This is a genomic window from Vitreimonas sp. (assembly GCF_035627415.1).
GTDB lineage: Bacteria > Pseudomonadota > Alphaproteobacteria > Caulobacterales > Aquidulcibacteraceae > Vitreimonas.
In genome coordinates this window covers 13,856-38,296 of record NZ_DASPLU010000010.1, presented here as the reverse complement: position 1 = coordinate 38,296, position 24,441 = coordinate 13,856, and the positions used below count along the sequence as shown (strand labels likewise).

The following is a 24,441-nucleotide window of genomic DNA, read 5'->3' as shown; positions in this document are numbered from 1 at the left end:
CGCAAAATTTCAGGCCCGGACAAACCGCAGCCACACCGGCGCGCAGTCGCCGAGCCTTTTCGCTTCGTAGCGCGTCGTCGCATGGCCCGGCCAAGGCGTGCGCCAATCTTCGGCCCGCTCGGCGGTCCAGACAAAGCGCGGATCGCGCGTGAAATGCTCCAAGGTCCACGATGCATAGTTCGCCCAATCCGTGGCGAAACGCATTTCCGCGCCCGGCTTCATCACCCGCGCCAGCTCACTCAGAAACTCCGGCTGGATCAGCCGGCGCTTGTGGTGGCGCGTCTTGGGCCAGGGATCGGGGAAAAGAATGTACGCCAGATCGAGCGAACCGTCCGGCAGCCGCGCGATCACATCGCGCGCATCGCCCTGGTGCAGACGGATATTCTGCGCGCCGCTCTCTTCGATGTGTCGCAAACACGAAGCGACGCCGTTGAGGAACGGTTCGACGCCGATGAAGCGCGCATCAGGATGCGCGACCGCCTGCGCCACCAGGTGCTCCCCGCCGCCGAAGCCGATTTCGAGGATCAAGCCCTCCCCCCTTGCGGGGGAGGGTTGGGAGGGGGGTATCAGCGCCGCATTCTGAGAAGATGCGGCCGTTACCCCCACCCCCGGCCCCGCCCCGCAAGGGGGCGGGGAGAAGAGTTCATCCACATCGATCGCCCCCTCCTCCGGCACGGCCAGATGCGGCAGCAGCGCCTCGACCAAGCCAGCCTGGCGCGGCTTCAGCGTGCGCGCTTTGATGCGGCCGTAGGTGCGGAGGGGGCGGTTCTCGTCCATTTCAGGTGTCAGGTATCAGGTGTCGGGTGTCAGGCAATGGTCGCTGCCCTCGCGCGAACTCGCAGCCGCCTCCTATATCTGATACCTGACACCCGACACCTGACACCCCCGCGGAGGCCCCCATGCGCGAGAAGCTCAATTTCTACATCGACGGCAAATGGGTCGCTCCGGCGAAGCCCCGCATGCATGATGTGATCAACCCGGCCAATGAAGAGCCGTGCGGCCGCATCTCGCTCGGCTCGGCCGAGGACGTGAACAAGGCCGTCGCCGCTGCCAAGAAGGCGTTCGACACCTGGTCGCAATCGACCATCGACGAGCGCAAGGCGCTGCTCGACAACGTCATCGCCGTCTATCAGCGCCGCCTCGGCGAGATGGCCGAGACCATTTCGATGGAAATGGGCGCGCCGCTGCCGCTGGCGCAAAGCTCGCAAGCGCCGGCGGGCCTCGGCTATCTGATGGACGCGCGCAAGCAGCTCGACACGTTCGAGTTCGAGTACCAGTACAACGGCACGCACCGCATCCTGCGCGAGCCCATCGGCGTGGTCGGCATGATCACGCCGTGGAACTGGCCGATGAATCAGATTGCAGCGAAGGTCGGCCCCGCGCTCGCCGCCGGCTGCACCATGGTGCTGAAGCCGTCCGAACTCGCGCCGCTCAACGCCGTCCTGTTCGCGGAAATCCTCGACGAAGCCGGCGTGCCGCCGGGCGTGTTCAACCTGGTCAACGGCGACGGCCCCGGCGTCGGCGCCGCGCTCTCCGCGCACCCGGACGTCGACATGATGAGCTTCACCGGCTCCACGCGCGCCGGCACGTCGGTGATGCAGGCGTGCGCCGCCAATGGCGTGAAGAAGGTCGCGCTCGAACTCGGCGGCAAGAGCCCGAACATCATCCTCGAAGACGCCGATCTGCAAAAAGCCGTCGCGCGCGGCATGATGCACATGGCCAACAATACCGGCCAAAGCTGCAACGCGCCCTCGCGCATGCTGGCGCCGCGCTCGAAGTACGAAGAGGTCGTGCAGATCGCCGCCGCCACCGCGAGCGCGATCAAAGTGCAGGCGCCCGGCGAAGCGGAAAAAGGCGCGATCGGACCTTTGGCGAACGCCACCCAATTCCAAAAGGTGCAGGGCCTGATCCAGAAGGGCATCGACGAAGGCGCACGTGTTGCCGCCGGCGGCGTCGGCCGACCCGATGGCTTCAACCGCGGCTATTACGTGAAGCCCACCGTGTTCGCCGACGTGAACAACAATATGACCATCGCCCGCGAAGAAATCTTCGGCCCGGTGCTGGTCGTCATTCCGTACGAGAGCGAGGAAGAGGCGGTGAAGATCGCCAACGACACGCCCTACGGCCTCGCCGCCTACGTGCAGGGCCCCGAACAAAAGGCGCGCCAAGTGGCGAAGAAGCTCCGCGCCGGCAACGTGCACATCAACGGCGCGTTCGGCGGCATGGGCACGCCCTTCGGCGGCTACAAGCAATCCGGCCTCGGCCGTGAAGGCGGCCCGTTCGGCCTCGAAGAATTCCTCGAAGTGAAAGCGGCGATCGGCTGGGGCGAGCAAGCGTAAACGAGGCGCAAACAAGCGCTTCACGCGGTATTAGCCATGAGCAGTCAGAGTGGCTCGTATGAACCAGCCGCTCGACCCTTTCGCGCAGAACTTCGATTCGATCGACATCGCCCAAAGCGGCGTGCGCGCGGCGTTCGAACATGCCGTCGCGATTTCGGCGCCGACCGCCGCGCCGGAATTCGCAACACCCGGTTTCTACCTGCTCGACGACGCCGGCGGCCGCTTCGTCGTCGACCGCGATTTCGGCGTCGTCTCGCTGAAGGACGATGCGCTGCTCGCGACCGAGCACGGCGCCGTCCACGGCGTGCGGCTCAAAGTCGTCGAAGCCTCGGGCTCGAGCTACGAACTCGACATCCAGCTGCGCCTCACCGGCCGCGTGCCGCAAATGGTCGGCGCCGAGGACTTCGGCTTCATGCCCGAGCAAGCAGCGCCGGCGATCGTCACCCGGCCTCGCGCACAAATCGCGTGGACCGCGTTCGCCGCAACGCATGACGCCGGGGGCGCGCCGTGTCCGCTCAGCTCCTGCGGCGCCGCGCCGTACGGCGCGCTGGTCTGCGCTGCGCTGCCCGCCGCGCGCGTGCCGGAGGCAACGCTCATTCTCGGCGAAACGCCGCCGCACCCGTCGGGCAAGAGCGCCGTCTGGTCGATCTGACCGCCGCGGCATTGAATTCCGCGCACAACGGGCACAGAACGTCGCCATGACGTTCGCGACGGGAGCAGACGCGTGGCTGAAAAGAAGTGGCGCAAACGCACGCTCGGCAATCGCCCGCTGAAGCCCGAAACCCTGATGATGGGCTACGGCTACGATCCGATGCTGTCGGAAGGCTCGCTGAAGCCGCCGCAATTCCAGACCTCGACCTTCGTGTTCAAGTCGGCCGAAGACGGCAAGAACTTCTTCGCCACCATCCAGGGTCGCCGCAAGCTCGGGCCCGACGAAGAGCCGGGCCTCATCTATTCGCGCTTCAACAACCCAAATCTCGAAGTGGTCGAGGACCGCCTCGCGCTCTGGGACGAGGCCGAGACATCGCTCCTTTTCGCCTCCGGCATGGCCGCGATCTCGACCGCGCTGCTCGCCTATCTCCGCCCCGGCGACGTCATCCTGCAGAGCCGCCCCATCTACGGCGGCACTGAAACTTTGATCCATTCGATCCTGCCGGAATTCGGCGTGACGCCCGTCGCGTTCGAAGCCGAACTCGGCGCCGAAGAGATGCGCCGCGCCGCGCTGCGCGCGAAGGATAAAGGCCGCATCGGCGCGATCTTCATCGAAACGCCGGCGAACCCGACCAACGCGCTCGTCGACATCGACGCCGCGCGCGATCTCTCGCGTTCACTCACCAATGACGGCAAGCGCCCACCCGTCATCGTCGACAACACCCTGCTCGGGCCCGTCTATTCGACGCCGCTGCAGCACGGCGCCGACATCGTGCTGATGTCGCTGACCAAATATGTCGGCGGCCATTCCGATTTGATCGCCGGCAGCGCCTCGGGCTCGAAAGCCATGCTGGCCCCCGTACGCCGCATGCGCTCCACGCTCGGCACCATGGCCGACACCCACACCGCCTGGCTGCTGATGCGCTCGCTGGAGACGCTGAAAATCCGTATGGAGGCGGGCGCGGCCGGCGCACGCAAGGTGGCGGAATTCCTGCGCGATCACCCGAAGGTGCAAAGCGTCTGGTATCTTGACTTCCTGCCGGAAGATCACGCCGATCGCCCGATCCACGAGCGCCAGAACAAGAGCCCAGGCTCGACCTTCTCGTTCGAAGTCAAAGGCGGCGAAGCCGAAGCTTTCCGGGTGCTCGACAAGCTGCAGATCATCAAACTCGCGGTCAGCCTCGGCGGCACCGAAACGCTCGCCTCGCATCCCGCGGCGATGACACATTCGGGCATGCCCGCCGGCGAACTCGCCCGCTACGCCATCCGCCCCAACCTCATCCGCATCTCGATCGGCATCGAAGACCCGGACGACCTGATCGCAGATCTCGCGCAGGCGCTGGACGCGATCTAACCCTCGCCCCGCGCAGCGGGGGAGGGGAAATCATCGCGAACTCTCTATATGTTCGGTCCATGTCGATTCCCGCCGCCCTGCCCGATCCCGCCATCGCCGAAGCGCACCAGGCGCTCGCCGACCGCACGCCGGTTGTGCTGCTGATCGGCCGCGCCGGCACCGGCAAGAGCCATTTCATCCGCGGCCTCGTCGATCGCGATCCGACTTACCCACAAGCCTTGCTGGCCCCGACCGGTCTCGCGGCGATGAACATCGGCGGCCAGACCGTGCATTCGTTCTTCGGCTTTCCGCCGCGGCCGCTGATCGGCAATGCGGAGAAGCCGAGCTATTTCTTCACCCGCACCGCGCGCGCCATCAATCGGCTGATCATCGACGAAGTCTCGATGCTGCGCGCCGACGTGCTCGATGCGATGAACCAGCACCTGCAGATCGCCCGCAAGAGCTCGCGCCCGTTCGGCGGCGTGCAGATGCTGCTGGTCGGCGATTTTTATCAGCTGCCGCCAGTCGTGCGCGGCGATGAAGGCCAGCTCTTGGAAGACGCCGGCTATTCGACGCCCTACGCCTTCTCCGCACATTGCCTGCGTGATGCGCCGCTCGCCGCCGTGCAGCTCACCGAAGTGCACCGGCAGACCAATCAGGACTTCATCCAAATTCTCTCTTCGATCCGAGAACGGCGCGGTGTCGAAGAAGCGGTGACGATCCTCAACACTGTTTGTCTCGACCGCGCGCTGCCCAAGCGTCCGGTGCTGCTCTGCGCGACGAACGCCGTGGCCGATGGCTATAACGTGCGCGGTCTCGCTTCGCTCGAAGGCGCGGCGGCGCGCTACACGGGAGGCTTCGAAGGCGAAGCGCCGAAAGCGCAAGGCGATCGCTTCCCGGCGCCGATGGAGCTCGTGCTGAAGCGCGGCGCGCGCGTGATCTTCACGCAGAACGATCCCGAAGGGCGCTGGGTGAACGGCTCGCTCGGCACGGTGAAGTCGCTCGATGACGAGGTCATCGTCGTGCTGCTCGATTCCGGCGATGAAGTCGACGTCGAACGCGCCACCTGGCCGCAAGCGCGTTGGACCTGGAACGCCAAAGAAAACCGCATGGAGGTGAAGGAGGAATTCAAATACGTGCAATTCCCCCTCGCCCCCGCCTGGGCGCTCACGATTCACAAAGCCCAAGGCATGACGCTGGACAGCGTGGAGATCGATCTCGGCCGCGGCGCCTTCGCGCCAGGGCAGACGTATGTCGCGCTCTCCCGCGCGCGCAGCATGGAAACGCTGCGGCTGACACGGCCGCTCTCACCGCGCGACGTTCAGGTGGATGAAGCGATTGCCGAAGGGCTGGCGCGGTTAGGGGCTTAGGGTCTCTCGCTCTACATACGGTGCACGATCGTCTTCTGTAGGGTCGAGCAGATTGCTCAGCCCCTCTTCAACCCCCTCTTGGGCTATGTCTTTAGCCAGGTCGGCGACACCCTCACTTAAATCTTCCGCGATGCTCTCTTCTTGCGCGCTCCTCTGCTCCATTGAGGCGATGGCATCAGATTGTTCGACGCTCTCTCGGACGACCCGAATGGCGAGCTCATCACCCGACGGCGAAAGCTCGTGCGGGGCTTCCGTGGAAACGATGCGCCACCCTTCGTCACCGCCGGCCCGAGCACTTTGCTCCACTGGAATGGCGTGACCGCTCGCGCGAACAAGTCCGCGCCCTACATCGTCGGCGTTGCGCACGAGTCCAACCAAAAGGAGCAGAAAGCCGCCGCCAACAACCTTCGCGAGAAGGCTACCAATCGCATCGAGAAGACCTCTCTTTTCCTCCATGTCCGCTACTCTCAAGAGGTTGGGTCACATAAACGGCCGCCGCGGGCTGGCGCTGTGCTCCGCGCGCACGTTGCCGCTATCGTCCTGCTCGACCAATTTCACGTCGTAACCCCACAAATCGGCGACGTGCTGCAGCACTTTCTCGGCGTCCTTTTCCTCCAGCACGATGCCGTCCATCACCCGGTGCGTCAGGATGAGCTTGCGGTCGCCGGCGAGATCGACGTCGACGATCTGAATGTCCGGATCGCGATAGGCGATGTCGTAGTGCTTGGAGAGAGCGCGGCGAATCTTGCGATAGCCGCGCTCATCGTGGATCGCGGCGACATTCATCTCTTCCTGCTCCTCGTCATCGACGATGCGGAAAAGGCCAAAGTCGCGGATCACCCGCGGCGACATGTATTGCGAGACGAAACTCTCGTCGCGGTAGTTGGCCCAGATGTCGCGCAGCGCGCCGTACGCATCGCCCGAGCCGGCGATGTCCGGCATCCATTCGCGGTCCTCGTCGGTGGGCTCGTTGCAGACGCGCTCGATGTCGCAGCACATGGCAAAGCCCAGCGCATACGGATTGATGCCGCCATAGCGGCGATCGTCGAACCCCGGCTGCATCACCACGCTGGTGTGCGAATGGATGAACTCCAGGAATGCGCCGTCGTCGATCTGCCCCTTCTCGTGCAGGCGGTTCATGATGCGATGATGCACGTAGGTGGCGCAGCCCTCGTTCATCACCTTGGTTTGCCGCTGCGGGTAGAAGTACTGGTTGATCAGCCGCACCACGCGCAGAATCTCGCGCTGCCAGGGCGCGAGCCGCGGCGCCGTCTTCTCCAAGAAATAAAGCAGATTCTCTTCCGGCAGGCCGAGCAGCGCTTTGCGCCGCTCATCCTCGTCCTTGTTCCGCTTGCGCTTGCCGACCGGCACCGTGCGCCAGAGATCGTTGAACAGCTGCTCGCCGTGCAGCCGGCGCTCCTCCTCGCGCTTCTGCTCCGAGCGCAGGTCGGCCATGCGCTTCCTCGGAAAGCGGTGCACGCCATGGCTCTGCAGCGCATGCGCCGCATCCAGCATGCGCTCCACTTCCTCCTGCCCGTAACGATCCTCGCACTTGGCGATGAAATTGCGCGCGAACTCGAGATAATCGAGAATGCCGTCGGCGTCAGTCCACTGCTTGAACACGTAATTGTTCTTGAAGAAGTGGCTGTGGCCGTAGCCCGCGTGCGCGATCACCAGCGTCTGCATCGTCGCGGAGTTTTCCTCCATGATGTAGACGAGGCACGGGTTCGAGTTGATGACGATCTCGTAGGCGAGGCCCTGATAGCCCTTACGGTAGAGCGCCTCGTTGCGCGCGAATTCCTTGCCGAAGCTCCAGTGGCGATAGAACAGCGGCATGCCGGTCGACGCATACGCATCGAGCATCTGCTCCACCGTGATCACCTCGATCTGGTTCGGATAGGGATCGAGGCCCATCTCGCCAATACCGATCTCGCCGCACGCGTCGTGCACACGCCGGATGAGATCGAAGTCCCAGTCCGGACCCTTGTAGAGCAGTTGCGAGCCAGCCAGCGTCGTCATCACCCACCCTCAGCGGCGACGCCTTCCGGCCGCCGCGCAAACAATTCGCGGAACACCGGATAGATGTCCCGCCGGTGCCGGACTTTGCGCATCGCGAACGGCGCATCTACGGCGACACGGCGATAGGCGCGCCACAGATTGGTGCTCGGCTCGCCCGCGCCTGGATGATCGTCCTCGTCATCCATGCCGACTTCGACATAGGCGTAATACTGGCAGATCGGCAGGATCACGTCTTTCAGCTGCGCCAGCACCACGGCGTTATCGCTCGACGTGTTGTCGCCGTCGCTCGCCTGCGCCGCATAGATATTCCATTGATCGACCGGATACCGATCGCGCACGATCTCGGCCATTTTGAACAGCGCCGTCGACACCACAGTGCCGCCGGTTTCGCGCGAATAGAAGAACGTCTGCTCATCCACCTCCTGCGCCTCGTGGGTGTGGCGGATGAAGACGACATCGACGTGCTCGTAGCGGCGGTTCAAGAACAGATAGAGCAGCGAATAGAACCGCTTCGCCAGATCCTTCATGTGCTCGTTCATCGAGCCGGAGACGTCCATCAGGCAGAACATCACCGCCCTGGCGATCGGCTTCGGATTCGATTCCAAGCGCCGATAGCGCACATCGACAGGGTCGATGTACGGAATGCGCTTCGAGCGCGCCAAATACTGCTCGAGCTGCGTGCGCAGCGTCTGCAGTTCGTCGAAATGCCCGCCTTCGCGTTCGAGCTTCTCGATCTCGGCGCGCAGCGCGTTGATCTCATCCGCCTTCGGCCGCTTCAGCGCGATGCGCCGCGACATCGAGTGACGCAACGTGCGCGGCACCGAGATGCGCGACGGCGGCCCGGAGACCGAATACCCCGCTTGGCGCCACAGCACCGCCTTGGCGCCCGCGACCTGGCGCTTGGCCAGATCCGGCAACTCCAAGTCTTCGAGATAAAGATCGAGATACTCTTCGTCCGACAACGCGAAGCGAAACTCGTCCTCGCCCTCGCCGCTGTCGCTCGCCTGCGAGCCTTGACCGCCGCCCTGCTCCGGCCGCGGGATGGTGTCGCCTTCGATGTACTTCTTGTTGCCGGGCAGCACGTAGTCGCGGACGCCGCCTTCGCGCGAACGATGCAGATGCGGCTCATGCACGCCGCCGGTCGGGATCGAAATCTCCCCGCCTTTGCCGGCATCCTTGATCGAGCGCGAACTCGAAGCTTCGCGCACCGCCTTGCGCACCTGTGCGCGGGCGCGGCGCAAGAAGCGCTGGCGGTTGGCGAAGCTTTTGCCGCCGGGATTGAGCCGGCGGTCGATGATGTGCATCGGCTCGCCTACCCCGCTTGCTTCACGCGCATGTACCACTCGACCAGGCGGCGGACTTGCCGCTCGGTGTAGCCCCGCTCGGTCATGCGCATCACGAACTCTTCGTGCTTCTTCTCGGAGTCGCTGTCCTTCTTCGAGCCGAACGAGATCACCGGCAGCAGGTCCTCCACCTGCGAGAACATCCGCCGCTCGATCACTTCGCGGATTTTCTCGTACGAAGTCCAGGACGGGTTCTTGCCGCCATGGCCGGCGCGCGCCCGCAACGTGAACTTCACCACCTCGTTGCGGAAATCCTTCGGATTGGCGATGCCCGCCGGCTTTTCGATCTTCGAAAGCTCCTGGTTCAGCAGCTCACGATTCAAGAGCTGGCCGGTGTCCGGATCCTTGAAGTCGATGTCTTCGATCCAGGCGTCGGCGTAATCGACATAGCGGTCGAACAGATTCTGCCCGTAATCGTGATAGGATTCCAGATACGCCTTCTGGATCTCGTTGCCGATGAACTCGGCATAACGCGGCGCCAGTTCGGCCTTCACGAACTCCAACAGCTTCGCTTCCTGCTCCTGCGGATATTGTTCGCGGCGCACGTTCTGTTCGAGAATGTACATCAAGTGCACCGGATCGGCCGCGACCTCTGTGGTGTCGTGATTGAACGTCGCCGCCAGCACCTTGAACGCGAACCGCGTCGAGATGCCGTCCATGCCTTCATCGACGCCCGCGGCGTCCTTGTATTCCTGCAGCGTCCGCGCCTTCGGGTCGACCTCTTTGAGGCTCTCACCGTTATAGACGCGCATCTTCGCGAACAGGTTGGAGTTCTCGTGCTCCTTGAGGCGCGACAGCACCGAAAAGCGCGCCAGCATCTCCAAAGTCGCCGGCGCGCACGGCGCCTCCGCCAGCTCCGAGGTGCGGATCAGCTTCTCGTAGATCTTCTTCTCTTCGTCCACGCGCAGGCAATACGGCACCTTGATCACGTAGATGCGGTCGATAAAGGCCTCGTTGTTCTTGTTGTTCTTGAACGATTGCCATTCGGCTTCGTTCGAGTGGGCCATGATGATGCCGCCGAACGGAATGGCGCCGATGTTCTCGGTGCCGACATAATTGCCTTCCTGCGTCGCCGTCAGCAGCGGGTGCAGCATCTTGATCGGCGCTTTGAACATCTCGACGAATTCGAGAATGCCCTGATTGGCGCGGTTCAGACCGCCCGAGTACGAATACGCGTCCGGATCGTTCTGCGCGTGCATTTCGAGCTTGCGGATATCGACCTTGCCGACCAGCGAGCTCACATCCTGGTTGTTGTCGTCACCCGGCTCGGTCTTCGCCACCGCGATCTGCCGGAGGCGCGAGGGCATCAGCTTCGCGACGCGGAAGCGGGTGATGTCGCCGCCGAATTCGTCGAGCCGCTTGACGCACCACGGGCTCATCAGCCCGGTCAGCCGCCGCTCCGGGATGCCGTACTCGTCCTCGAGCCGCTGGCCCCAAACTTCCGGATCGAACAGGCCGAGCGGATGCTCGAACACCGGGCTCATTTCGTCGCCGGCCTTCAGCACATAGATCGGCTGCTCCTCCATCAGCGCCTTGAGGCGCTCGGCCAGCGAGGACTTGCCGCCGCCGACCGGGCCCAAGAGGTAAATAATCTGCTTACGCTCTTCCAAGCCCTGCGCCGCGTGGCGGAAGAAGGCGACGATCCGCTCGATCGTCTCCTCCATGCCGTAGAATTCCGCGAACGCCGGATAGAACCGAACCGTGCGGTTCATGAAGATGCGGCCGAGCCTCGCGTCCTTCGAGGTGTCGACCATTCTCGGCTCGCCGATCGCCGCCAGCAGCCGCTCGTGGGCGCTCGCGTACGCCATCGGGTCGCTCTTGCAGAGGGCGAGAAAGTCCTGCAGCGACATTTCCGCTTCGCGGCGCTGCTCGAACGAGCGGGCATAGCTGCGAAAGATATCTTCAGACATCGTGCCTCCGTCGCGCCCCGGCCTAGACTCTACATAGGTGGTCCAGCCGGCGGACGCTTAACAAACAGACATGCGAATCTGGCGGCCATGTGGTGGCCTTCGGCGTGGCTGCCGATCCGCCCATATGCGCAACGCGCAATGTGCCATGATTTGCTCCATCGCGACGCAAAGAAACTGGCAAAAACATTCGTAAAGCAGCGGCATGCGCGCTTGACCTGCGCGATCGCCTGAGTCGCGGACGCCCAAACGCGGCTAAGCCAATGTCAAAAGCCCCTATTTTACGCCGCCTTAAGCACGTCGACGGCATCCAGGACGAAGGCTGTGGCGAGGCTGCAATGAGTGAGCAATCATGGGTGCTGCGGGGCATCGATCCCGAGACCCGCGAACGGGCGGAAGCCGAAGCTGCGCGCCGCGGCATGAGCCTCGCCGACTATATGACCGACGTCGTGCTGCAGCGCGCGCTGCTGGAGCAGCTGACCACGCCGACGGATGCAACGGAAAACGCGCCGACGGCGGTCGATGGGGCTGAACAATCCCCGGCGCCGCCTCAAACCGACAATTTCCTTGTGCGTCATAGGCTTGAATCGCTCGAGCGGCGCCTTGGCCTGGCCGTCGGCGGGCTCGACGGCGCCGTCCACGCGCTCGACAGCTCCATGTTCGGCCTGGCCCAGAGAGTCGACGACGCCGAAGCGCTGGCGGCGCACACCGCCGATGCGCTCGAACAGACCGCGCACGATGTCGGCGCCAGCCTCAATGCGCTGCGCAAGCGCCTCGCAGATGCGGAAGAACAGACCGGCGCGCTCGGCGAAGCCCACGAGGCCGCGCGCGCCGAGTTCGGCGCCCGCTGCGAAACGATCGAGCAGCACGTCTCCGCGGTTGCTGACTCGATGCGCGTCGCCCACGGCGGCATCGCCCAGCTACAGACGGCGCAGGACGCGCTCAAATACGCCGTCGCCGACGATTTCAGCGCCTTCGCCCAGGAATTGATGGCGCGCCTGACCGCCGGGCTCGACGAGGTCCGCGCCGCCGCCGATGCCGCCGCCGAGCAGGCCGACGCCGCCGTCGCCCATCTGATCGTCGAGTTGCGCGGCGTGCGCGAGTCGCTCGAAGCGCGGGCGGCGGAAGGCCAGGCCGAGACCCGCCAGCGCATGCACGCCGCCTTCTCCGAGGCGGCCGAGCGGCTGAACGCCCTCTCCGAACGCATCACCCAGAACGAGCAGCTCACCCACCGCAGCGCCGATCAGCTCCGCAGCCAGATCGCCGACGTCGAGGACGCGGCGCAGACGGCGCTGGAGGAGACGGCCGAAACCCTCCGCCAAGCCGGCGCGGCGCTCGCGGCCGAATTCGCCCGCGCCAACCGCGACACCCAGACCGCGCTCGACAGCGTCCATTCCGATCTCTCGAACGAGATCGCCGATCTGCGCGAGCGTCAGGCGGGCGGTCTGGCGCGGCTGAAGCAGGTCGACAGCGGCGTCGCCGCCAACGCCACGGACATCGCCAATCTCCGGGGCCTCGTAGAGCAGAGCCTCGCTCAAACCGAACGGCAAACCCAAGCCGCGCTCACCGAAACCCAGACCGAATGGGCGAGCCGCCTCGCCTCGCTGACGGCTCGGATCTCCCAAGTCGAACTGATCGCCGCCGAAGCCGACCGCACGCTGCAAGCCGACATCGAGCGGGTCGAAGCCTGCACGCTGGCGGCGCTTGAAAAGCAGGCGGCGGACCGCGTCAGCGTCGCCGCTTCGGCGGAATCGCGCATCGAAGACATGCGCCGGCGCCTCGAAAGCCAGAGCGCGGCGCACGATGCGTTCCAGAGCGGGGCGCTCGCCCGGCTCAAGCTGCTGGAATCGGCGATGCCGGAATCCGCGCCGCTGAACGCGCGCCTCGACGGCATCGAAAACGAACTCGCCGGCCGCGCCATCGACCGCGGCTTCGACGAGCGCCTGCTGCGCCTCGAAGCCCGCGCCGAAAGCAACGAAACCGAGCACGCCCTCGCCGCAATGCGCGGCCAGATCGCCGGCCTCGCGGCCCAGGTCGACGCCGCGCGCGAAGATCCGGGCGTACTGCAGCTGGTCGACGAACTGCGCAGCCGCATCAGCGCAGCTGCGGCTCAGGCCGCCGACGCCGGCGAACGCGTGCACGGCGTCGCCCGCATGCTCGGCCACCTCGGCGCCCAGCATGCCGACGCGATGACCCAAACCGAGGAGCGACTGCGCAAGCTCGAACTCGCCGCCGCAGAGCCGCGCGGCCTCGACACCGAAGCCGCCGTCTCGAGCATCGAACAGCGCATCGCCGCGATCGAAACCCGGCAAGCTAACGCCTTCGAGGCCATGCGCGCGGACATCGAAGCGTTCGTGGCCGACAACATGCGCCGTCTCGAAACGCTGGAATCCGCCGCGACCGAACCGGCCTATGACGTCGCCGCCGATTTCCAGGCGCTGCGCAAGCGGATCGAAGAGCGCGTCCTTGGCGTCGAGCAGCGCAGCGTCCGCGCGCTCGAACAGGTGGCGGACACGATGGCCGTGCTGGAGCGCCGCTTCAACGGCGGCGAAGAGCAGATCTCGGCGGCGAAAACCGCCTAGGCGTAGCGCGGCATCGGATAGCTGCCGGGGTGGCTCGGCGCCGGCTCGGTCTCAGGACAGAGCAGATTGCTCGCCGTCTCCAGCGCCCGCAGCGCCTGGTCTTGCGCCAGTCCGATCAGCTTCGCGCGCCATTCGGCCGGCGGCGTCATCAAGCCCAGCTCCGCCCGCGCGATCTCACGCTCCGAAACGCCGAGAGCACGCGCTGTCTCGGCGCGCCAACCGGCGCCGAACAGCGCTTGGCCGGCCGCGGCCAAGTCGTGCGGCGCGAGGTCGGGAAAATCTGAAGCCACGGGCGGGATCGGAGCACGGCCTTGGTTCGCAAGCCATTAAGACCGCTGCAACTTTTGTCCTACGTTTCGTTAGCGCTCGCACCCGCCGCCGCGCTCGGTTTTACACTTTGTAAAACCGCCCGCCCGAACCCTTCCCGGCATGGCGGTTCGATTCCTTCGTTCCGGCGTCACGGCGCTCGCCGTCGCCGGCCTGGTCCTTGCGCTCGCGCTCACCTCAACGACGCCCGAAGCCCGCGGCGAGCCGAGCGCCCCGGCCCCCGAAGCCGTCAGTTGGCGCGTCATCGACGGCGACACCTTCGAAGACCTGGCGACCGGCGACCGTTATCGGCTGGAGAACATCGACACGCCCGAGACCGGCCCGCGCGCCCGATGCAGCGCCGAACGCGATCTCGGCGACCGGGCCACACAGCAAGCGCGCACCTTCATCGCGAACGCCCGCCAACTCGACATTCGCCGCACCGGCCGCACCGATCGCTATGACCGCATCATCGCCTTCATCGAGATCGACGGCCGCGACCTCGGCGAATTGATGATCGCGCAGGGCCTCGCCCGCCCCTGGCGCGGCCGCCGCGAACCCTGGTGCGACCCGAGCGGCAATCTCATTCGCTGACGCCCGTCTCGCTGTTCGGCGCCTGCACCGGCTTCGATTCCGGCGAGCCGCGCTCGCGCAGATAGATCGACAGCACCACGAGCACGGCCGTCGAAAGAAACTCGCTCTGCCAGTTCTGAAACGACTCGAACCAGAACTGCGAGTCGGCCAGATGCTCCGTCAGGCGGGGCGCAGCCTCGCCATGGAGCCTCGCCTCCTCAGCGGCATGCTCGGCGCTGTAGAAGAGGTGCAGCGCGAACGAGACGGCGAACAATAGCCCCATCGCGATGCCGAGCGAATGCGCGAAGAGCTTGTCCCAAAGACTTGGCCCAACCTTGTCGCGTTCGCGATCTGGATCGTCCGGATCGAGCGATTCCGCTGAGCCGCGCTGAAACAAGTGCGCCGTGAGCACCACGTACGCTGACATTTGCAGAAATTCGCTCTCCCAGTTCTCAAATACCGTCGCCAGGAACTCGCCGTCCGAAACATACTCGCCGAACCCCGGCGCGGCTGCGCCATGGCGGCCCATCTCCTCGATCGCCGCGAGCCAGCCGGCATAGGCTTGGCCGCCGATGCTCAGCCCAAACAGGGCCAGCAGCACTAGTGTGAGGCCGTTGTCGCGCAGCCAAGTCACTCATTCTGCTCCATTCTTACCGCTGCCAACGCGAGAAGGAGCTACTTTGGTTCCGTCCCGCCCGAGGCGGGGTTAGCGCAAAGGAGCGGCGCCCAGGGCAACCTTGTGCGCCTCGCCCCGCCGACTTATCGAGGGCGCGATCCTCCCGGAACCAGAGAAACGCACGCACATGTCCGCCATGGACGAACTAACGAGCATCCTCGCGCTCGAACCCATCGAAGTGAATCTTTTCCGCGGCCTCAGCCCGAAAGAAGAGCGCACCCGCATCTTTGGCGGCCAAGTCGTCGCCCAAGCGCTCACCGCGGCGTACAAAACCGTCGAAGGCCGCATCTGCCATTCGCTGCAGAGCTACTTCATCCGTCCCGGCGATCCGACACTGCCCGTGCTCTATCAGGTCGAACGCTCGCGCGACGGCCACTCGTTCGCCACCCGCCGCGTGCTCGCGATTCAGAAAGGCGAGCAGATCTTCAACATGGCCTGCTCGTTCCAGGTCCCGGAAACGGGCTTCGAGCACCAGAGCGAGATGCCGGAGCCGGCGTTCTCCGCGGAAGAGATGGGCAAGTTCGTCGACGCCTGGATCAAGAGCCAGCCTGAGGAATCGACGCGCTGGCTGCGCAATCTGCCGATCGAGATGCGCGCGATCGATCCCGTCGATGTCGCCAAGCCGGTGGCGAAGCCGCCGCACCAGATGGTGTGGCTCCGGACGCGCCAAGACATGGGCGACGACATTGCCCTCAACCAGTGCCTGCTCGCTTACGCCTCCGACTATTCCCTGCTCGGCACGGCGATGCGCCCGCACGGCGTCAGCTGGCAATCCGGCGTGCAGACTGCGAGCCTCGACCACATTCTCTGGTTTCACCGCCCCACCAATTTCTCGCGCTGGCACCTCTACGTCCAAGACAGCCCGAGCGCTTCGGGCGCGCGCGGCTTCAACCGCGGCGCCCTCTATCGCGAAGACGGCGTGCTGGTCGCGAGCGCCGCGCAAGAGGGATTGATCCGCTGGCGCGGCAAGAAGTGAGCTCCACCCATTCCCGAGGCGATGCGAAGCATCGAGCCCGGGACCATAAACACCCAGGTTTGAAGTCGTCGCTCTAACGCCGACCCGTTGTGTTTATGGATCCCGGGCGCTTCGCCGCGCGAAGCCCCGGGAACGGGTGTGACCTACGGCGTCACCACCTCGATCTCCAGCCCCAGCCCTTCCAGCTGCGGCCGCACCACTGACGCATCGCCGACGACCACCCACACGAATCGCGACGGATCGATCACCGCCCGCGCCGCCGCATCCATCTCCGCCGCGCTCATGGCCCGATAGCGAGAGGCCACCGCCTCCCAGTAATTGTCGGGGCGGTCGTAAAGATCGTTCGATCGCAGCGCGCCCAAGATCGAGCCCGCCGTCTCGTAAGCGCCCGGCAGCTGGCGGATGTTGCCGTTGATCGTGCGCACGTGCTCGGCTTCGCTGACGCCGTTGTCGCCATTAAAGCTGTTGATCTGCTCGATCAGCACGCGGATCGAATCGCCGGTGCGGTCTGCCTGCACCGGCGCGTTGATCACGTACGGCATGCGATGCTCGCGCCCCTGCATCACGCCGCTCAACCCGTACGACCAGCCGCGCCGTTCGCGGATCTCGGTGTTGAGCCGCGACAGAAAGCTCGCGCCCAGCACTTCGTTCGCCGCATTGAACGCCAGCGTGTCGTCCGAGCCGCGGATCGGCAGCACCGCGCCGGCATAGATGATCGATTGCGGCGATTGCGGACGATCGACCAGCACGATGCGCGGCCGCTCTGCCGGAATGCCGACGCCAAAGTTCTTGGCGCCCACCGGCGCATCCTCGGCGGCGCGCCAGCCGCCGAACCGCGCCTCCAGCGCCCGCCGCACCTCGCGCAGCGGCCGATCCGACACCACGAAGATCCGCGCCGTCTCCGGCCTGATCCAACTCGCATGGAAGGCCGCGAGATCGTCGCGATCGAGCGCGCCGACCGACTCCGCGCTGCCGAGCCCTGACAACGGCCGGCCATAGGGATGGTTTTCACCATAGATGATCGGCGGCAGCGTCCGTTGCGCGAGGCCGTTCGGCGAAGTCGCCTCCTGCGCCACCTGCGCCAATTGCTGCTCACGCACACGCTCCACATCGGCCGGCGCGAAGTCCGGCCGCATGACGATATCGGCGTAGAGATCGAGCGAGCGTTCCAGATTCGCCGACAGCGCCGTCAGCGACACCGTCGAGCGGTCGATCGAACCGAACGCGGAAATGCTGGCGCCCAGCCGCTCCTGCTCCTCGGCGATCTGCATCGCATCGCGCCCGCCCGCACCCTCCGTCATCGTCGACAGCATCAGCCGCTGCACGCCGAACGCGCCCTGCGGATCGGCGGCGATGCCGGCGTCGAAGTCGATCGCGATCAAAGTCGCCGGAATCGCGTCGCGATGCGCATAGACGATCTCGATGCCGTTCGAGAGCTGCGCCCGCTCGATATCGGGGAAATCGAGATCGGCGATTTCGCCGATCTCCGGCATCGGATCGCGCGGCTGCGCCGTCGGCGGCGAATTGTCCGGCGCCGGCCGGTTGGTCGCGCTCGCCTCCTGGTACGCCTCGCGCGCGCCCGGATCGATCCGCATCGCATGCACCGGCCGCGACAGCCACTCACTCGCCGCCGCGCGCACCGAGTCCGGCGTCACATCGCCGTACTCGAGCAGGTTGCGGCGGAAGAAGTTCGGATCCTCCGCCAGCACCGCGCCGTTCGCCAGCGCCACCGTCTTTCCGCTGAAGCCGCCGATCTGCTCGATGTTGAACAGGCTCCCCGCCACTTCCTGCGTTGCGACGCGCTGCACTTCGTCCGCCGTCGGCCCGCTCGCGATGAACTCGGCGATGATCTCGTCGAGCCGGCGCGACACCGCTTCCGCATCCTCGCCCGGCTTCACATCCACCGTGACAAAGAACATGCCGACGCGCTGGAACGGCAAGAGGCTCGAACTCACCGAGACCGCCGTCTGCTCCTCGCGCACCAAAATGCGATCCAAGCGCGAGCTGTTCAGCCCGCCCAGCACTTGCGCCGCGACATCGAGCTCCACCGCATCCTCATGCGTCAGCCCCGGCACGGCCCACGTGCGATAAAGCCGCGTATTCGAGACGCGGTCCTGCATCACATCGTCGACGCGCGCCTCCAGCGTCGGCACATCCGCCGCCGCCGGAATGTTCTCCGGTCCGCGCGGGATCTGCCCAAAATAGCGCTCCACCAGCGGCCGCGCCTCGGCGGCGTTGATGTCGCCGGCGAGCACCAGCACCGCATTGTTCGGCCCGTAATTCTCGCGAAACCAGGCGCGCATGTCTTCGAGCGACGCTTCATCGAGATCGGCCATCGAACCGATCGTCGAATGCCGGTAAGGGTGTCCCTCCGGGAACAGCCGCTCGAGAATCCGATAGAACGAGAGCCCGTACGGCTGGTTGTCGCCCTGGCGCTTCTCGTTCTGGACGATGCCGCGCTGCGCATCCAGCCGCTCCTGCGTCAGCGCGCCGAGCAGGTAGCCCATCCGCTCGCTTTCCAGATAGAGCACCCGCTCCAGCGCCGGCGTCGGCGCGGTCTGGAAATAATTGGTGCGGTCGAACCAAGTCGTGCCGTTCCAGTTGGTCGCGCCCATCTCGCGCAGCGGTTCGATCAGGTTCGGCACATGCTCGGTGCCGTTGAACAGCATGATGTGCTCGAACAGATGCGCGTAGCCGGTCTGCCCCGCCGGCTCGTCCTTGGAACCGACATTGTACCAGGCCGCCACCGCCACGATCGGCGCCTTGCGGTCCTCGTGCACCAGCACCGTGAGCCCGTTCTCAAGTTCGAACTGCTCGTAGGGAATGTCGACGCCGGCCAGCAATTGTTCCACCGACGCCGGCTCCCGCGACGTCTCCGCCGGCGAACTGGCGCATCCCGCGAGCGCGACGACCGCTGCGGTCGCCCAGAACAAGCGCTTCATCACCCACTCCCCTGATTTCACGTGCGCCACCGTAGCGGCTCGCCGCCACGGTTCCATAGCGCGCGTGCGACGAACGGCGGCGTTTCTTCGACGCGTCTTGTCGGCGCCGAATACGCCTTCGCTAACGGCGCGTTAGCCATGCCCGGCTAACATCAGCGCCGGCATGAGCAAGTGGGTCGACAATTCGGACTATTTCGGGCCCGACCGCCGCAAGCGTTCGGGATCGAAACTATGGAACGAACGGCGCCGCCGCGACGAAGCCGGCGATCTGCCGCCGCTCGGCGCGATGCTGCGGCGCCTGCGCGTGCAGATGGTGAGCCTGACGCCCGAAGGCGTGCCGCACACTCTGCAGCTGATCGCCGGCGCCATCGCCGAGGCCAACCGGCAGAACTTCCGCCAGTGCGCCGCCGCGCTCTACAGCGCCGATTCCGCTCTGCGCCAGTCCGGGTCCAGCGCCGCCTCGATCGCCGATGCGCACGTTCTGGACGCGATGGAGCACGCCGGCAGCCGCCGCTAGGCGCCGTACCCGAACCGCGCCGCCCATTGATTTAGCAATGGCAGCACCGGCGCAAGCTGCGCCTCATAACGCCGCCAGCGGCCGATCGAACGCGTGTAAAGCGGCTGCACCACTTGGCGCAGGCTCGGCGTCGCGATCTCGCGCTTCATCGCCGTCTCGCGGTAGTCGAGCATCGCGCTCTCGAACGGCAGGTCGAGGAACGCCGCGAGCTTGCGCGCCTCGCCCTCGAGATCCGCCACCACGTCCTCATAGCGCACTTGATGCACCGGCAGCCCGAGCTTCTCGCGGCAAAGCAGCATCAGCCGCATCACCAGATCGTAGTACGCCGCCGCCCGGTCGAGCTCCAGGAACTGCGCCATGCCGACATTCATGCCGAAGCGGTGCTGAAAGCACGACAACACCGCATCGCGCGGGTCGCGCAGCGCGAAGATGATCTTCGCGTCCGGAAACACCGCCCGGATCATCGGCAGCACGACGATGTTGAGCGGCAGCTTGTCGATGACCACGGCGCCCTCGATCGGGCCGGTTTCGCCCCGCACCTCGCGCCAATAGCGCTCCCGCACGGTCTCGATCTCATCCTCGCCGAGCGCCCCCATCGCGTTCAGCTTCTCGGCATTGGTGAAGACGGCCGCAAATGCGTTCGATAGATAGTCCTTCTCCTCCACGCAGACGGCGCGCGAGTGCGACGAAAGAATCTGATCCAGCAACGTCGTGCCCGATCGCGGGAAGCCCACGAGAAAAACCGGACTGGGCCAAGCCGATTGCACGTTCGTCCGCCAGGCGCCGATATCCGCGCCGCTCACGAACTGCGTCATCGCCGCGACGCCGGCTGGATGATAGAGATGCCCTGCGGCGTCTCGCAGCAGCCGATATTCCGCGAGCCGCAATTGGTTCGCCGCGGTGAAGGCGGCGAACGCGCCGCCGGTGTCGCCGGCGAGATCGCGCGCATCGCCGATGACGCCCCACGCCAGCGAACGATCGTTACGCGAAGCAGTCTGCGACTGCGCCAGCGGCATCGCCGCCGCTTCGGCGCCGGCGCTGTCGTTCTCACGCAGCAGCGCCCGCGCCAACGCCACGCGCGCGACAGCGTTGGCGCCATCCGACGCAAGCGCAATCGCGGCGTGGCGCTTGGCCTGCTCCAGCGTGTGGTGAATTTCGAACAGATGCGCGAGCTGCGCATTCGCGTCGGCGTCCGCCGGATCGATCACAATGGCGCGCTGGTAAGCCGCGATCGCCGCGGAGAACCGCTTCGCCGCCACCTCGCGCGCGCCCAGAGTGCGCCAATCAGAGATCGAACCCTGCGGCTCTGGCGTGGACAGCCGCTCGGGCGCCGTATCTTCGATCCCGCTCATCGTTACGGCTCGTAGCCGAACCGCACCGCCCACGGCGTCAACAGCGGCAGCACCGGGGCCAGCTCGTTCTCGTACCTGCGCCAGCGCGCCACCGAGCGCGTATAGAGCGGCTGCACGACTTGCCGCGCGCTCGGGGTGTTGATGTCGCGCTGCAGCGCCGTCTCGCGATAGCGCAGCATCGCCGGCTCGAACGGCAGATCCAGAAACGCGGTCAGCGCCCGCGCCTGCGCTTCGAGATCGGCGACCACGTCCTCGTATCGCACCTGATGCAGCGACAGGGCGAGCCGCTCGCGGCAGATATCCATCAGGCGCATCACGGAATCGTAGTACGCCGCCGCCGCGCCGAGGTCGAGAAACTGCGCCATCGCCGCGTTCATGCCGAAGCGCTGCTGAAAGCAGGACAGCACGACGTCGCGCGGATCGCGCAGCGCGAAGATGGCCTTCGCCTCCGGAAAGATGCGCCGGATCAGCGGCAGCACGACGATGTTGAGCGGCAGCTTGTCGACGACGAGCGCGCCGTCCGGCACGGTCGTCTCCGCGCGCACGCGTCGCCAATAATCGGCGCGCACCGTCTCGATCTCGCCCTCGCTCAGCGCCCCCAGATTCGCCAGCTTTTCGGCGTCGTTGATGACCCCGCCTAGCGCGTTGGCGAAGTGCTCGCGCTCCTCGATACAGACGATGCGGCTGTGCGAGGACAGCACCTGGTCGAGCAAGGTCGTCCCCGAGCGCGGGAAGCCGACCAGAAACACCGGCGTCTCCCCCGCTGGCGGCGCGCGCCATGCGCGCACGTCCGCCGCCGCCGCCAGCGCCCGCATGCGCTCCAGCCCTGCCGGATGATAGATCAGGTGCGTCGCATTCAGCAGCGCCTGGTTCTGCTCCAGCAACATGCGATTGCCCGCGGTGAACGCCGCGAATGCGCCGGCGGCGTCATCGAGCCGATCGCGCGCATCGCCGATCACGCCCCAGGCCAGTGAGCGGTTAGTCAGCGAGGCGCCGGCGCTCAACGCCAGCGGCTCGGCCGCGGCAATCGCGCCGGCATAGTCCTTCTGCCGCAACCGCACCTGCGCCAGCGCCAGCCGCGCGTTCTCGTTGCGCGGATCGCTCTTCAGCGCGCGCTCCGCGTGTGTGCGCGCACGCTCCAGATCGTGCCGGCGCTCGTACGCTTGGGCCAGCGCGCCGTGCGAAGCCGCATCCTCCGGCGCGAGCTGCAGCGCGCGCCTATAAGCGGCGATGCTCGCATCAGCGTTGTGCTCGAGCTCCTCCAAATTGCCGAGATTGCGCCAGCCGTCGATAAGGCCGAGCTCGCCCGCCCGCGCAAAATTCTTGCGCGCGCCATCGAGCTCGCCGGAGCGGCGCAGCGCCACGCCCAGCGTGTTGACGATGTGACCCTGATTGGGCGCCGCCTGCGCTGCCCGCTCCAGATGCCGCCGCGCCGCGGCCAGATCGCCCGCTTCGAGCGCCAGCGCGCCGAGCACGAGATTGGCGTTGGGATCATGCGGCCGGCCGAGCAGCAGCTGGCGCGCCATCGATTGCGCGCCCGCGCGGTCGCCCCGGCTCAACGCCGCCACCGCCCCCTGCGCCAAGCGCAGGCTCTCGGGATCGTACGGCGTCATGATGGGACAAGGAAAATCATGGAGCGGGCGATGAGCGCCAATCTACTGAACATGCCTACTCATACTGACCGTATCCCGCGATTTAATCCAAGGGAGTCTTGCGCTTAGCCACATAGCTTCCCACCGTTTCGCCTGCACAAAGGTGGGCCAGAAGGTGGGCTGTGAAGCATAACGCTCTCTCCGCGCTCGAAGCGAAGAACCTCGACAAGGGGAAAGCTTGCGGACGGCCAAGGTTTGTGACGAGAAAGCTTACGGGAAGTGGATTCTTCGCCTCGTCCGACACGGCTCGCGTCGAGAGGCGGGACTAATGCGCTTTAATTTTCGTGTCTGAAACTGACGCTCAAAATGCTTCCGCCTTCAGTCAATCACCACTACCAGCGCGGCACGCGAAGCGTCTTTCCCGTCCCGAAGCCCCACCGCACTTGACGCAATCGGCTGGGAAGCGAGAAGCCGGTATCGTGGCGAGCCGCTCGACAGCGAGCTCACGCTTACAGTCGCGATCTATTGGCCTGAACGCCGCAAGCACGACATCGACAATGCCTCGACGCCCTCACGGAAATCTTGTGGTGGGACGACGGGAAGATCACGGACCTCATCGTCCGCAAGCGCTAGGACAAGCATGAGCCCCGCGTCGAGCTTGCCGTCGAACCGACTTAGACGACGGTCCACCCGACAAACACGGCGGCGCTCACCACCAAGACCGCAAGCGGCACCGCGCAGGCTATGCTCCGATATGCTCGCTCCATCGCCTTGCCGGCACGACGGTGCGCTGCTCCCGTGGCCCGGTTTGCTTGGTTCGAATACCAGCGGTCCGACTTGGTGTATCTCCTCTTCACACGCCGCCCTCCTTCCGCGGGAGGCATCGTGGCCGAGTTCGCCGCCTTAAGTCCACAGATATGCCCCAGATGCTCCGCTTCGCTGCCCAGCATTTTGAGACCCTTCGCCCCTACCGCTGGCGGCTAGAGCGCATGCGCGACGCCTGTAAGCCGCCGTGCACCCGCGAGTACACGAGGCTTGCGGCGGCGCATCAAGCTTTAGACCGAGCGGCGAGCGATCACCTGTCGGCCGAAGAGTTTGCGAACTTCACCGCGCCCTGGATTCCGCCAGATCATTCATAAAGGCGACCATTGAAGTGCGGTTCGTCGCTATTAATATCAAAGGCAAAGGGGCGGCCTGACCCCATAACGAGGGTCCTCATGTGCGATCCGAAGACGTAAACGTCGTCCTGACTTTGTGCGGCCTCCTCCTGACCGTCGTCGGGCTAGGCATTGCCGTTCGCTCGCTTCCTCCGTCCCCCGAGCGGCCACCCATCGTTCAGCAGGAGCAGCCGGTCTCAGAGCCAGAACCGGAGCGCGAAGAGCTGCGTCCTGATGCGCTTCAGCGAGCGTCGCGCCAGCCGGAGAACTCCGACTTCTTGGACGATTTCGATGCGGCTTTCACCGAAGCCCGTCCGGAGCAGACAGCCAATTGGGAAATCTATTTCTCCGGCAACGGCTGCACGACGCGCGTCTACGGCACCGCTCCGCCCGGCTCTTGGGCTCACGAAAAGGCGCGAGAAGCGGCCCAAGAGGCATGTGCTCGCTGGCGCTACGAACGCAGGTACGCTGAGCCCTATTGGAACTGACGTGACGAGCCTCACCGCCCTCTGGTGTTCTTTGGGCTAAGCGGATTCTGTTACGTGCTTCTCCGCTTCGCGGTCTGGCCGCCAAAGAGCGGACGTGAGCTGCAAAAAGTGCAAATGGGCCAAAAGGTGGGCCAGCCTCCGAGTAACCTCTAAAAGAAGCTTCGGATCAACAGCTTACGTGCAACACCTGGAGCGGGCGATGAGATTCGAACTCACGACCCCAACCTTGGCAAGGTTGTGCTCTACCCCTGAGCTACGCCCGCATCCGTGGGGTGGCCCGGAGCTGCCCCCGGGCTGAGGGGCGGTCATATCGCAGAG

At 65.5% G+C, this 24,441-nt stretch carries 18 protein-coding genes and 1 tRNA gene; 8 read left to right on the top strand and 11 right to left on the bottom strand.

Annotated elements, in window-relative coordinates; all coding sequences use genetic code 11:
• Positions 1-9 precede the first annotated feature (9 nt).
• Positions 10-789 carry a tRNA (guanosine(46)-N7)-methyltransferase TrmB gene (gene trmB, locus VEA80_RS07740; RefSeq protein ID WP_414731500.1) on the bottom strand — a complete coding sequence of 260 codons (780 nt, stop codon included), beginning with the start codon at positions 787-789 and terminating at the stop codon, positions 10-12.
• 110 nt (positions 790-899) lie between these two features.
• On the opposite strand from trmB, the gene VEA80_RS07735 reads away from it, so the two are divergent.
• The 4 genes from VEA80_RS07735 (at position 900) to VEA80_RS07720 (ending at position 5,693) form a co-directional block, all read left to right on the top strand.
• Positions 900-2,339, top strand: coding sequence for an aldehyde dehydrogenase family protein (locus VEA80_RS07735; RefSeq protein WP_325060138.1), 1,440 nt, complete (start codon positions 900-902; stop codon positions 2,337-2,339).
• Positions 2,340-2,397: 58 nt separating this feature from the next.
• Complete coding sequence (locus tag VEA80_RS07730; protein ID WP_325060137.1) at positions 2,398-2,991, top strand: hypothetical protein; 594 nt, start codon at positions 2,398-2,400, stop codon at positions 2,989-2,991.
• Between the two features lie 72 nt (positions 2,992-3,063).
• A complete protein-coding gene (locus VEA80_RS07725) occupies positions 3,064-4,344 on the top strand; it encodes a cystathionine gamma-synthase family protein (RefSeq protein ID WP_325060136.1) in 1,281 nt (426 codons plus the stop codon).
• A gap of 59 nt (positions 4,345-4,403) precedes the next feature.
• Complete coding sequence (locus tag VEA80_RS07720) at positions 4,404-5,693, top strand: DEAD/DEAH box helicase (RefSeq protein WP_325060135.1); 1,290 nt, start codon at positions 4,404-4,406, stop codon at positions 5,691-5,693.
• On the opposite strand, the gene VEA80_RS07715 is transcribed toward VEA80_RS07720, so the two are convergent.
• From VEA80_RS07715 to VEA80_RS07700, 4 genes are read right to left on the bottom strand one after another with little or no spacing between them, the layout of a single operon-like run.
• The gene (locus VEA80_RS07715; RefSeq protein ID WP_325060134.1) at positions 5,682-6,149 is read right to left on the bottom strand and encodes a hypothetical protein; all 468 of its coding nucleotides are present in this window, start codon (positions 6,147-6,149) and stop codon (positions 5,682-5,684) included. The two genes, VEA80_RS07720 and VEA80_RS07715, sit on opposite strands and share 12 nt — an antisense overlap.
• 24 nt (positions 6,150-6,173) lie before the next feature.
• The gene (locus tag VEA80_RS07710) at positions 6,174-7,712 is read right to left on the bottom strand and encodes a SpoVR family protein (protein ID WP_325060133.1); all 1,539 of its coding nucleotides are present in this window, start codon (positions 7,710-7,712) and stop codon (positions 6,174-6,176) included.
• Positions 7,712-9,016, bottom strand: coding sequence for a YeaH/YhbH family protein (locus VEA80_RS07705; RefSeq protein WP_325060132.1), 1,305 nt, complete (start codon positions 9,014-9,016; stop codon positions 7,712-7,714). The genes VEA80_RS07710 and VEA80_RS07705 overlap by 1 nt, the downstream gene beginning before the upstream one ends.
• Positions 9,017-9,024: 8 nt before the next feature.
• Positions 9,025-10,965: a PrkA family serine protein kinase gene (locus VEA80_RS07700; RefSeq protein ID WP_325060131.1), complete on the bottom strand. Its 1,941-nt coding sequence runs from the start codon at positions 10,963-10,965 to the stop codon at positions 9,025-9,027.
• 335 nt (positions 10,966-11,300) lie between these two features.
• Here VEA80_RS07700 and VEA80_RS07695 point away from each other — a divergent pair, with 335 nt between their 5' ends.
• Complete coding sequence (locus VEA80_RS07695; protein WP_325060130.1) at positions 11,301-13,544, top strand: hypothetical protein; 2,244 nt, start codon at positions 11,301-11,303, stop codon at positions 13,542-13,544.
• Here the strand turns inward: VEA80_RS07695 and VEA80_RS07690 are convergent.
• Entirely contained in the window at positions 13,541-13,834 is a 294-nt protein-coding gene (locus VEA80_RS07690; RefSeq protein WP_325060129.1) for a hypothetical protein, read from the bottom strand. The genes VEA80_RS07695 and VEA80_RS07690 overlap by 4 nt on opposite strands.
• Positions 13,835-13,973: 139 nt before the next feature.
• Here VEA80_RS07690 and VEA80_RS07685 point away from each other — a divergent pair, with 139 nt between their 5' ends.
• The gene (locus VEA80_RS07685; RefSeq protein WP_325060128.1) at positions 13,974-14,444 is read left to right on the top strand and encodes a thermonuclease family protein; all 471 of its coding nucleotides are present in this window, start codon (positions 13,974-13,976) and stop codon (positions 14,442-14,444) included.
• Here the strand turns inward: VEA80_RS07685 and VEA80_RS07680 are convergent.
• The gene (locus VEA80_RS07680; protein WP_325060127.1) at positions 14,434-15,057 is read right to left on the bottom strand and encodes a DUF6766 family protein; all 624 of its coding nucleotides are present in this window, start codon (positions 15,055-15,057) and stop codon (positions 14,434-14,436) included. The two genes, VEA80_RS07685 and VEA80_RS07680, sit on opposite strands and share 11 nt — an antisense overlap.
• Positions 15,058-15,226: 169 nt before the next feature.
• Between VEA80_RS07680 and VEA80_RS07675 the strand changes: the two genes are divergently transcribed.
• On the top strand, positions 15,227-16,075 hold the full coding sequence (locus VEA80_RS07675; protein ID WP_414731499.1) for an acyl-CoA thioesterase: 849 nt from the start codon (positions 15,227-15,229) through the stop codon (positions 16,073-16,075).
• A gap of 143 nt (positions 16,076-16,218) precedes the next feature.
• Here VEA80_RS07675 and VEA80_RS07670 read toward each other — a convergent pair whose 3' ends face one another.
• Positions 16,219-19,017 carry a pitrilysin family protein gene (locus VEA80_RS07670; RefSeq protein ID WP_325060125.1) on the bottom strand — a complete coding sequence of 933 codons (2,799 nt, stop codon included), beginning with the start codon at positions 19,015-19,017 and terminating at the stop codon, positions 16,219-16,221.
• 163 nt (positions 19,018-19,180) lie between these two features.
• Between VEA80_RS07670 and VEA80_RS07665 the strand changes: the two genes are divergently transcribed.
• Complete coding sequence (locus tag VEA80_RS07665) at positions 19,181-19,534, top strand: hypothetical protein (RefSeq protein WP_325060124.1); 354 nt, start codon at positions 19,181-19,183, stop codon at positions 19,532-19,534.
• Here the strand turns inward: VEA80_RS07665 and VEA80_RS07660 are convergent.
• From VEA80_RS07660 to VEA80_RS07650, 3 genes are all read right to left on the bottom strand, one after another.
• On the bottom strand, positions 19,531-20,886 hold the full coding sequence (locus VEA80_RS07660; RefSeq protein ID WP_325060123.1) for a tetratricopeptide repeat-containing sulfotransferase family protein: 1,356 nt from the start codon (positions 20,884-20,886) through the stop codon (positions 19,531-19,533). The two genes, VEA80_RS07665 and VEA80_RS07660, sit on opposite strands and share 4 nt — an antisense overlap.
• 2 nt (positions 20,887-20,888) lie before the next feature.
• Complete coding sequence (locus tag VEA80_RS07655; protein ID WP_325060122.1) at positions 20,889-22,499, bottom strand: tetratricopeptide repeat-containing sulfotransferase family protein; 1,611 nt, start codon at positions 22,497-22,499, stop codon at positions 20,889-20,891.
• 1,812 nt (positions 22,500-24,311) lie between these two features.
• Positions 24,312-24,386 (bottom strand) — tRNA-Gly (locus VEA80_RS07650).
• Between the last annotated feature and the right edge of the window lie 55 nt (positions 24,387-24,441).

Coding starts and splice junctions, on each gene's coding strand:
- VEA80_RS07700 (WP_325060131.1), bottom strand. CDS start 10,965: ATGTCTGAAGATATCTTTCGCAGCTATGCCCGCTCGTTCGAGCAGCGC.
- VEA80_RS07715 (WP_325060134.1), bottom strand. CDS start 6,149: ATGGAGGAAAAGAGAGGTCTTCTCGATGCGATTGGTAGCCTTCTCGCG.
- VEA80_RS07675 (WP_414731499.1), top strand. CDS start 15,227: ATGTCCGCCATGGACGAACTAACGAGCATCCTCGCGCTCGAACCCATC.
- VEA80_RS07670 (WP_325060125.1), bottom strand. CDS start 19,017: ATGAAGCGCTTGTTCTGGGCGACCGCAGCGGTCGTCGCGCTCGCGGGA.
- VEA80_RS07685 (WP_325060128.1), top strand. CDS start 13,974: ATGGCGGTTCGATTCCTTCGTTCCGGCGTCACGGCGCTCGCCGTCGCC.
- VEA80_RS07720 (WP_325060135.1), top strand. CDS start 4,404: ATGTCGATTCCCGCCGCCCTGCCCGATCCCGCCATCGCCGAAGCGCAC.
- VEA80_RS07735 (WP_325060138.1), top strand. CDS start 900: ATGCGCGAGAAGCTCAATTTCTACATCGACGGCAAATGGGTCGCTCCG.
- VEA80_RS07665 (WP_325060124.1), top strand. CDS start 19,181: ATGAGCAAGTGGGTCGACAATTCGGACTATTTCGGGCCCGACCGCCGC.
- VEA80_RS07655 (WP_325060122.1), bottom strand. CDS start 22,499: ATGACGCCGTACGATCCCGAGAGCCTGCGCTTGGCGCAGGGGGCGGTG.
- VEA80_RS07695 (WP_325060130.1), top strand. CDS start 11,301: ATGAGTGAGCAATCATGGGTGCTGCGGGGCATCGATCCCGAGACCCGC.
- VEA80_RS07705 (WP_325060132.1), bottom strand. CDS start 9,016: ATGCACATCATCGACCGCCGGCTCAATCCCGGCGGCAAAAGCTTCGCC.
- VEA80_RS07660 (WP_325060123.1), bottom strand. CDS start 20,886: ATGAGCGGGATCGAAGATACGGCGCCCGAGCGGCTGTCCACGCCAGAG.
- VEA80_RS07710 (WP_325060133.1), bottom strand. CDS start 7,712: ATGACGACGCTGGCTGGCTCGCAACTGCTCTACAAGGGTCCGGACTGG.
- VEA80_RS07730 (WP_325060137.1), top strand. CDS start 2,398: ATGAACCAGCCGCTCGACCCTTTCGCGCAGAACTTCGATTCGATCGAC.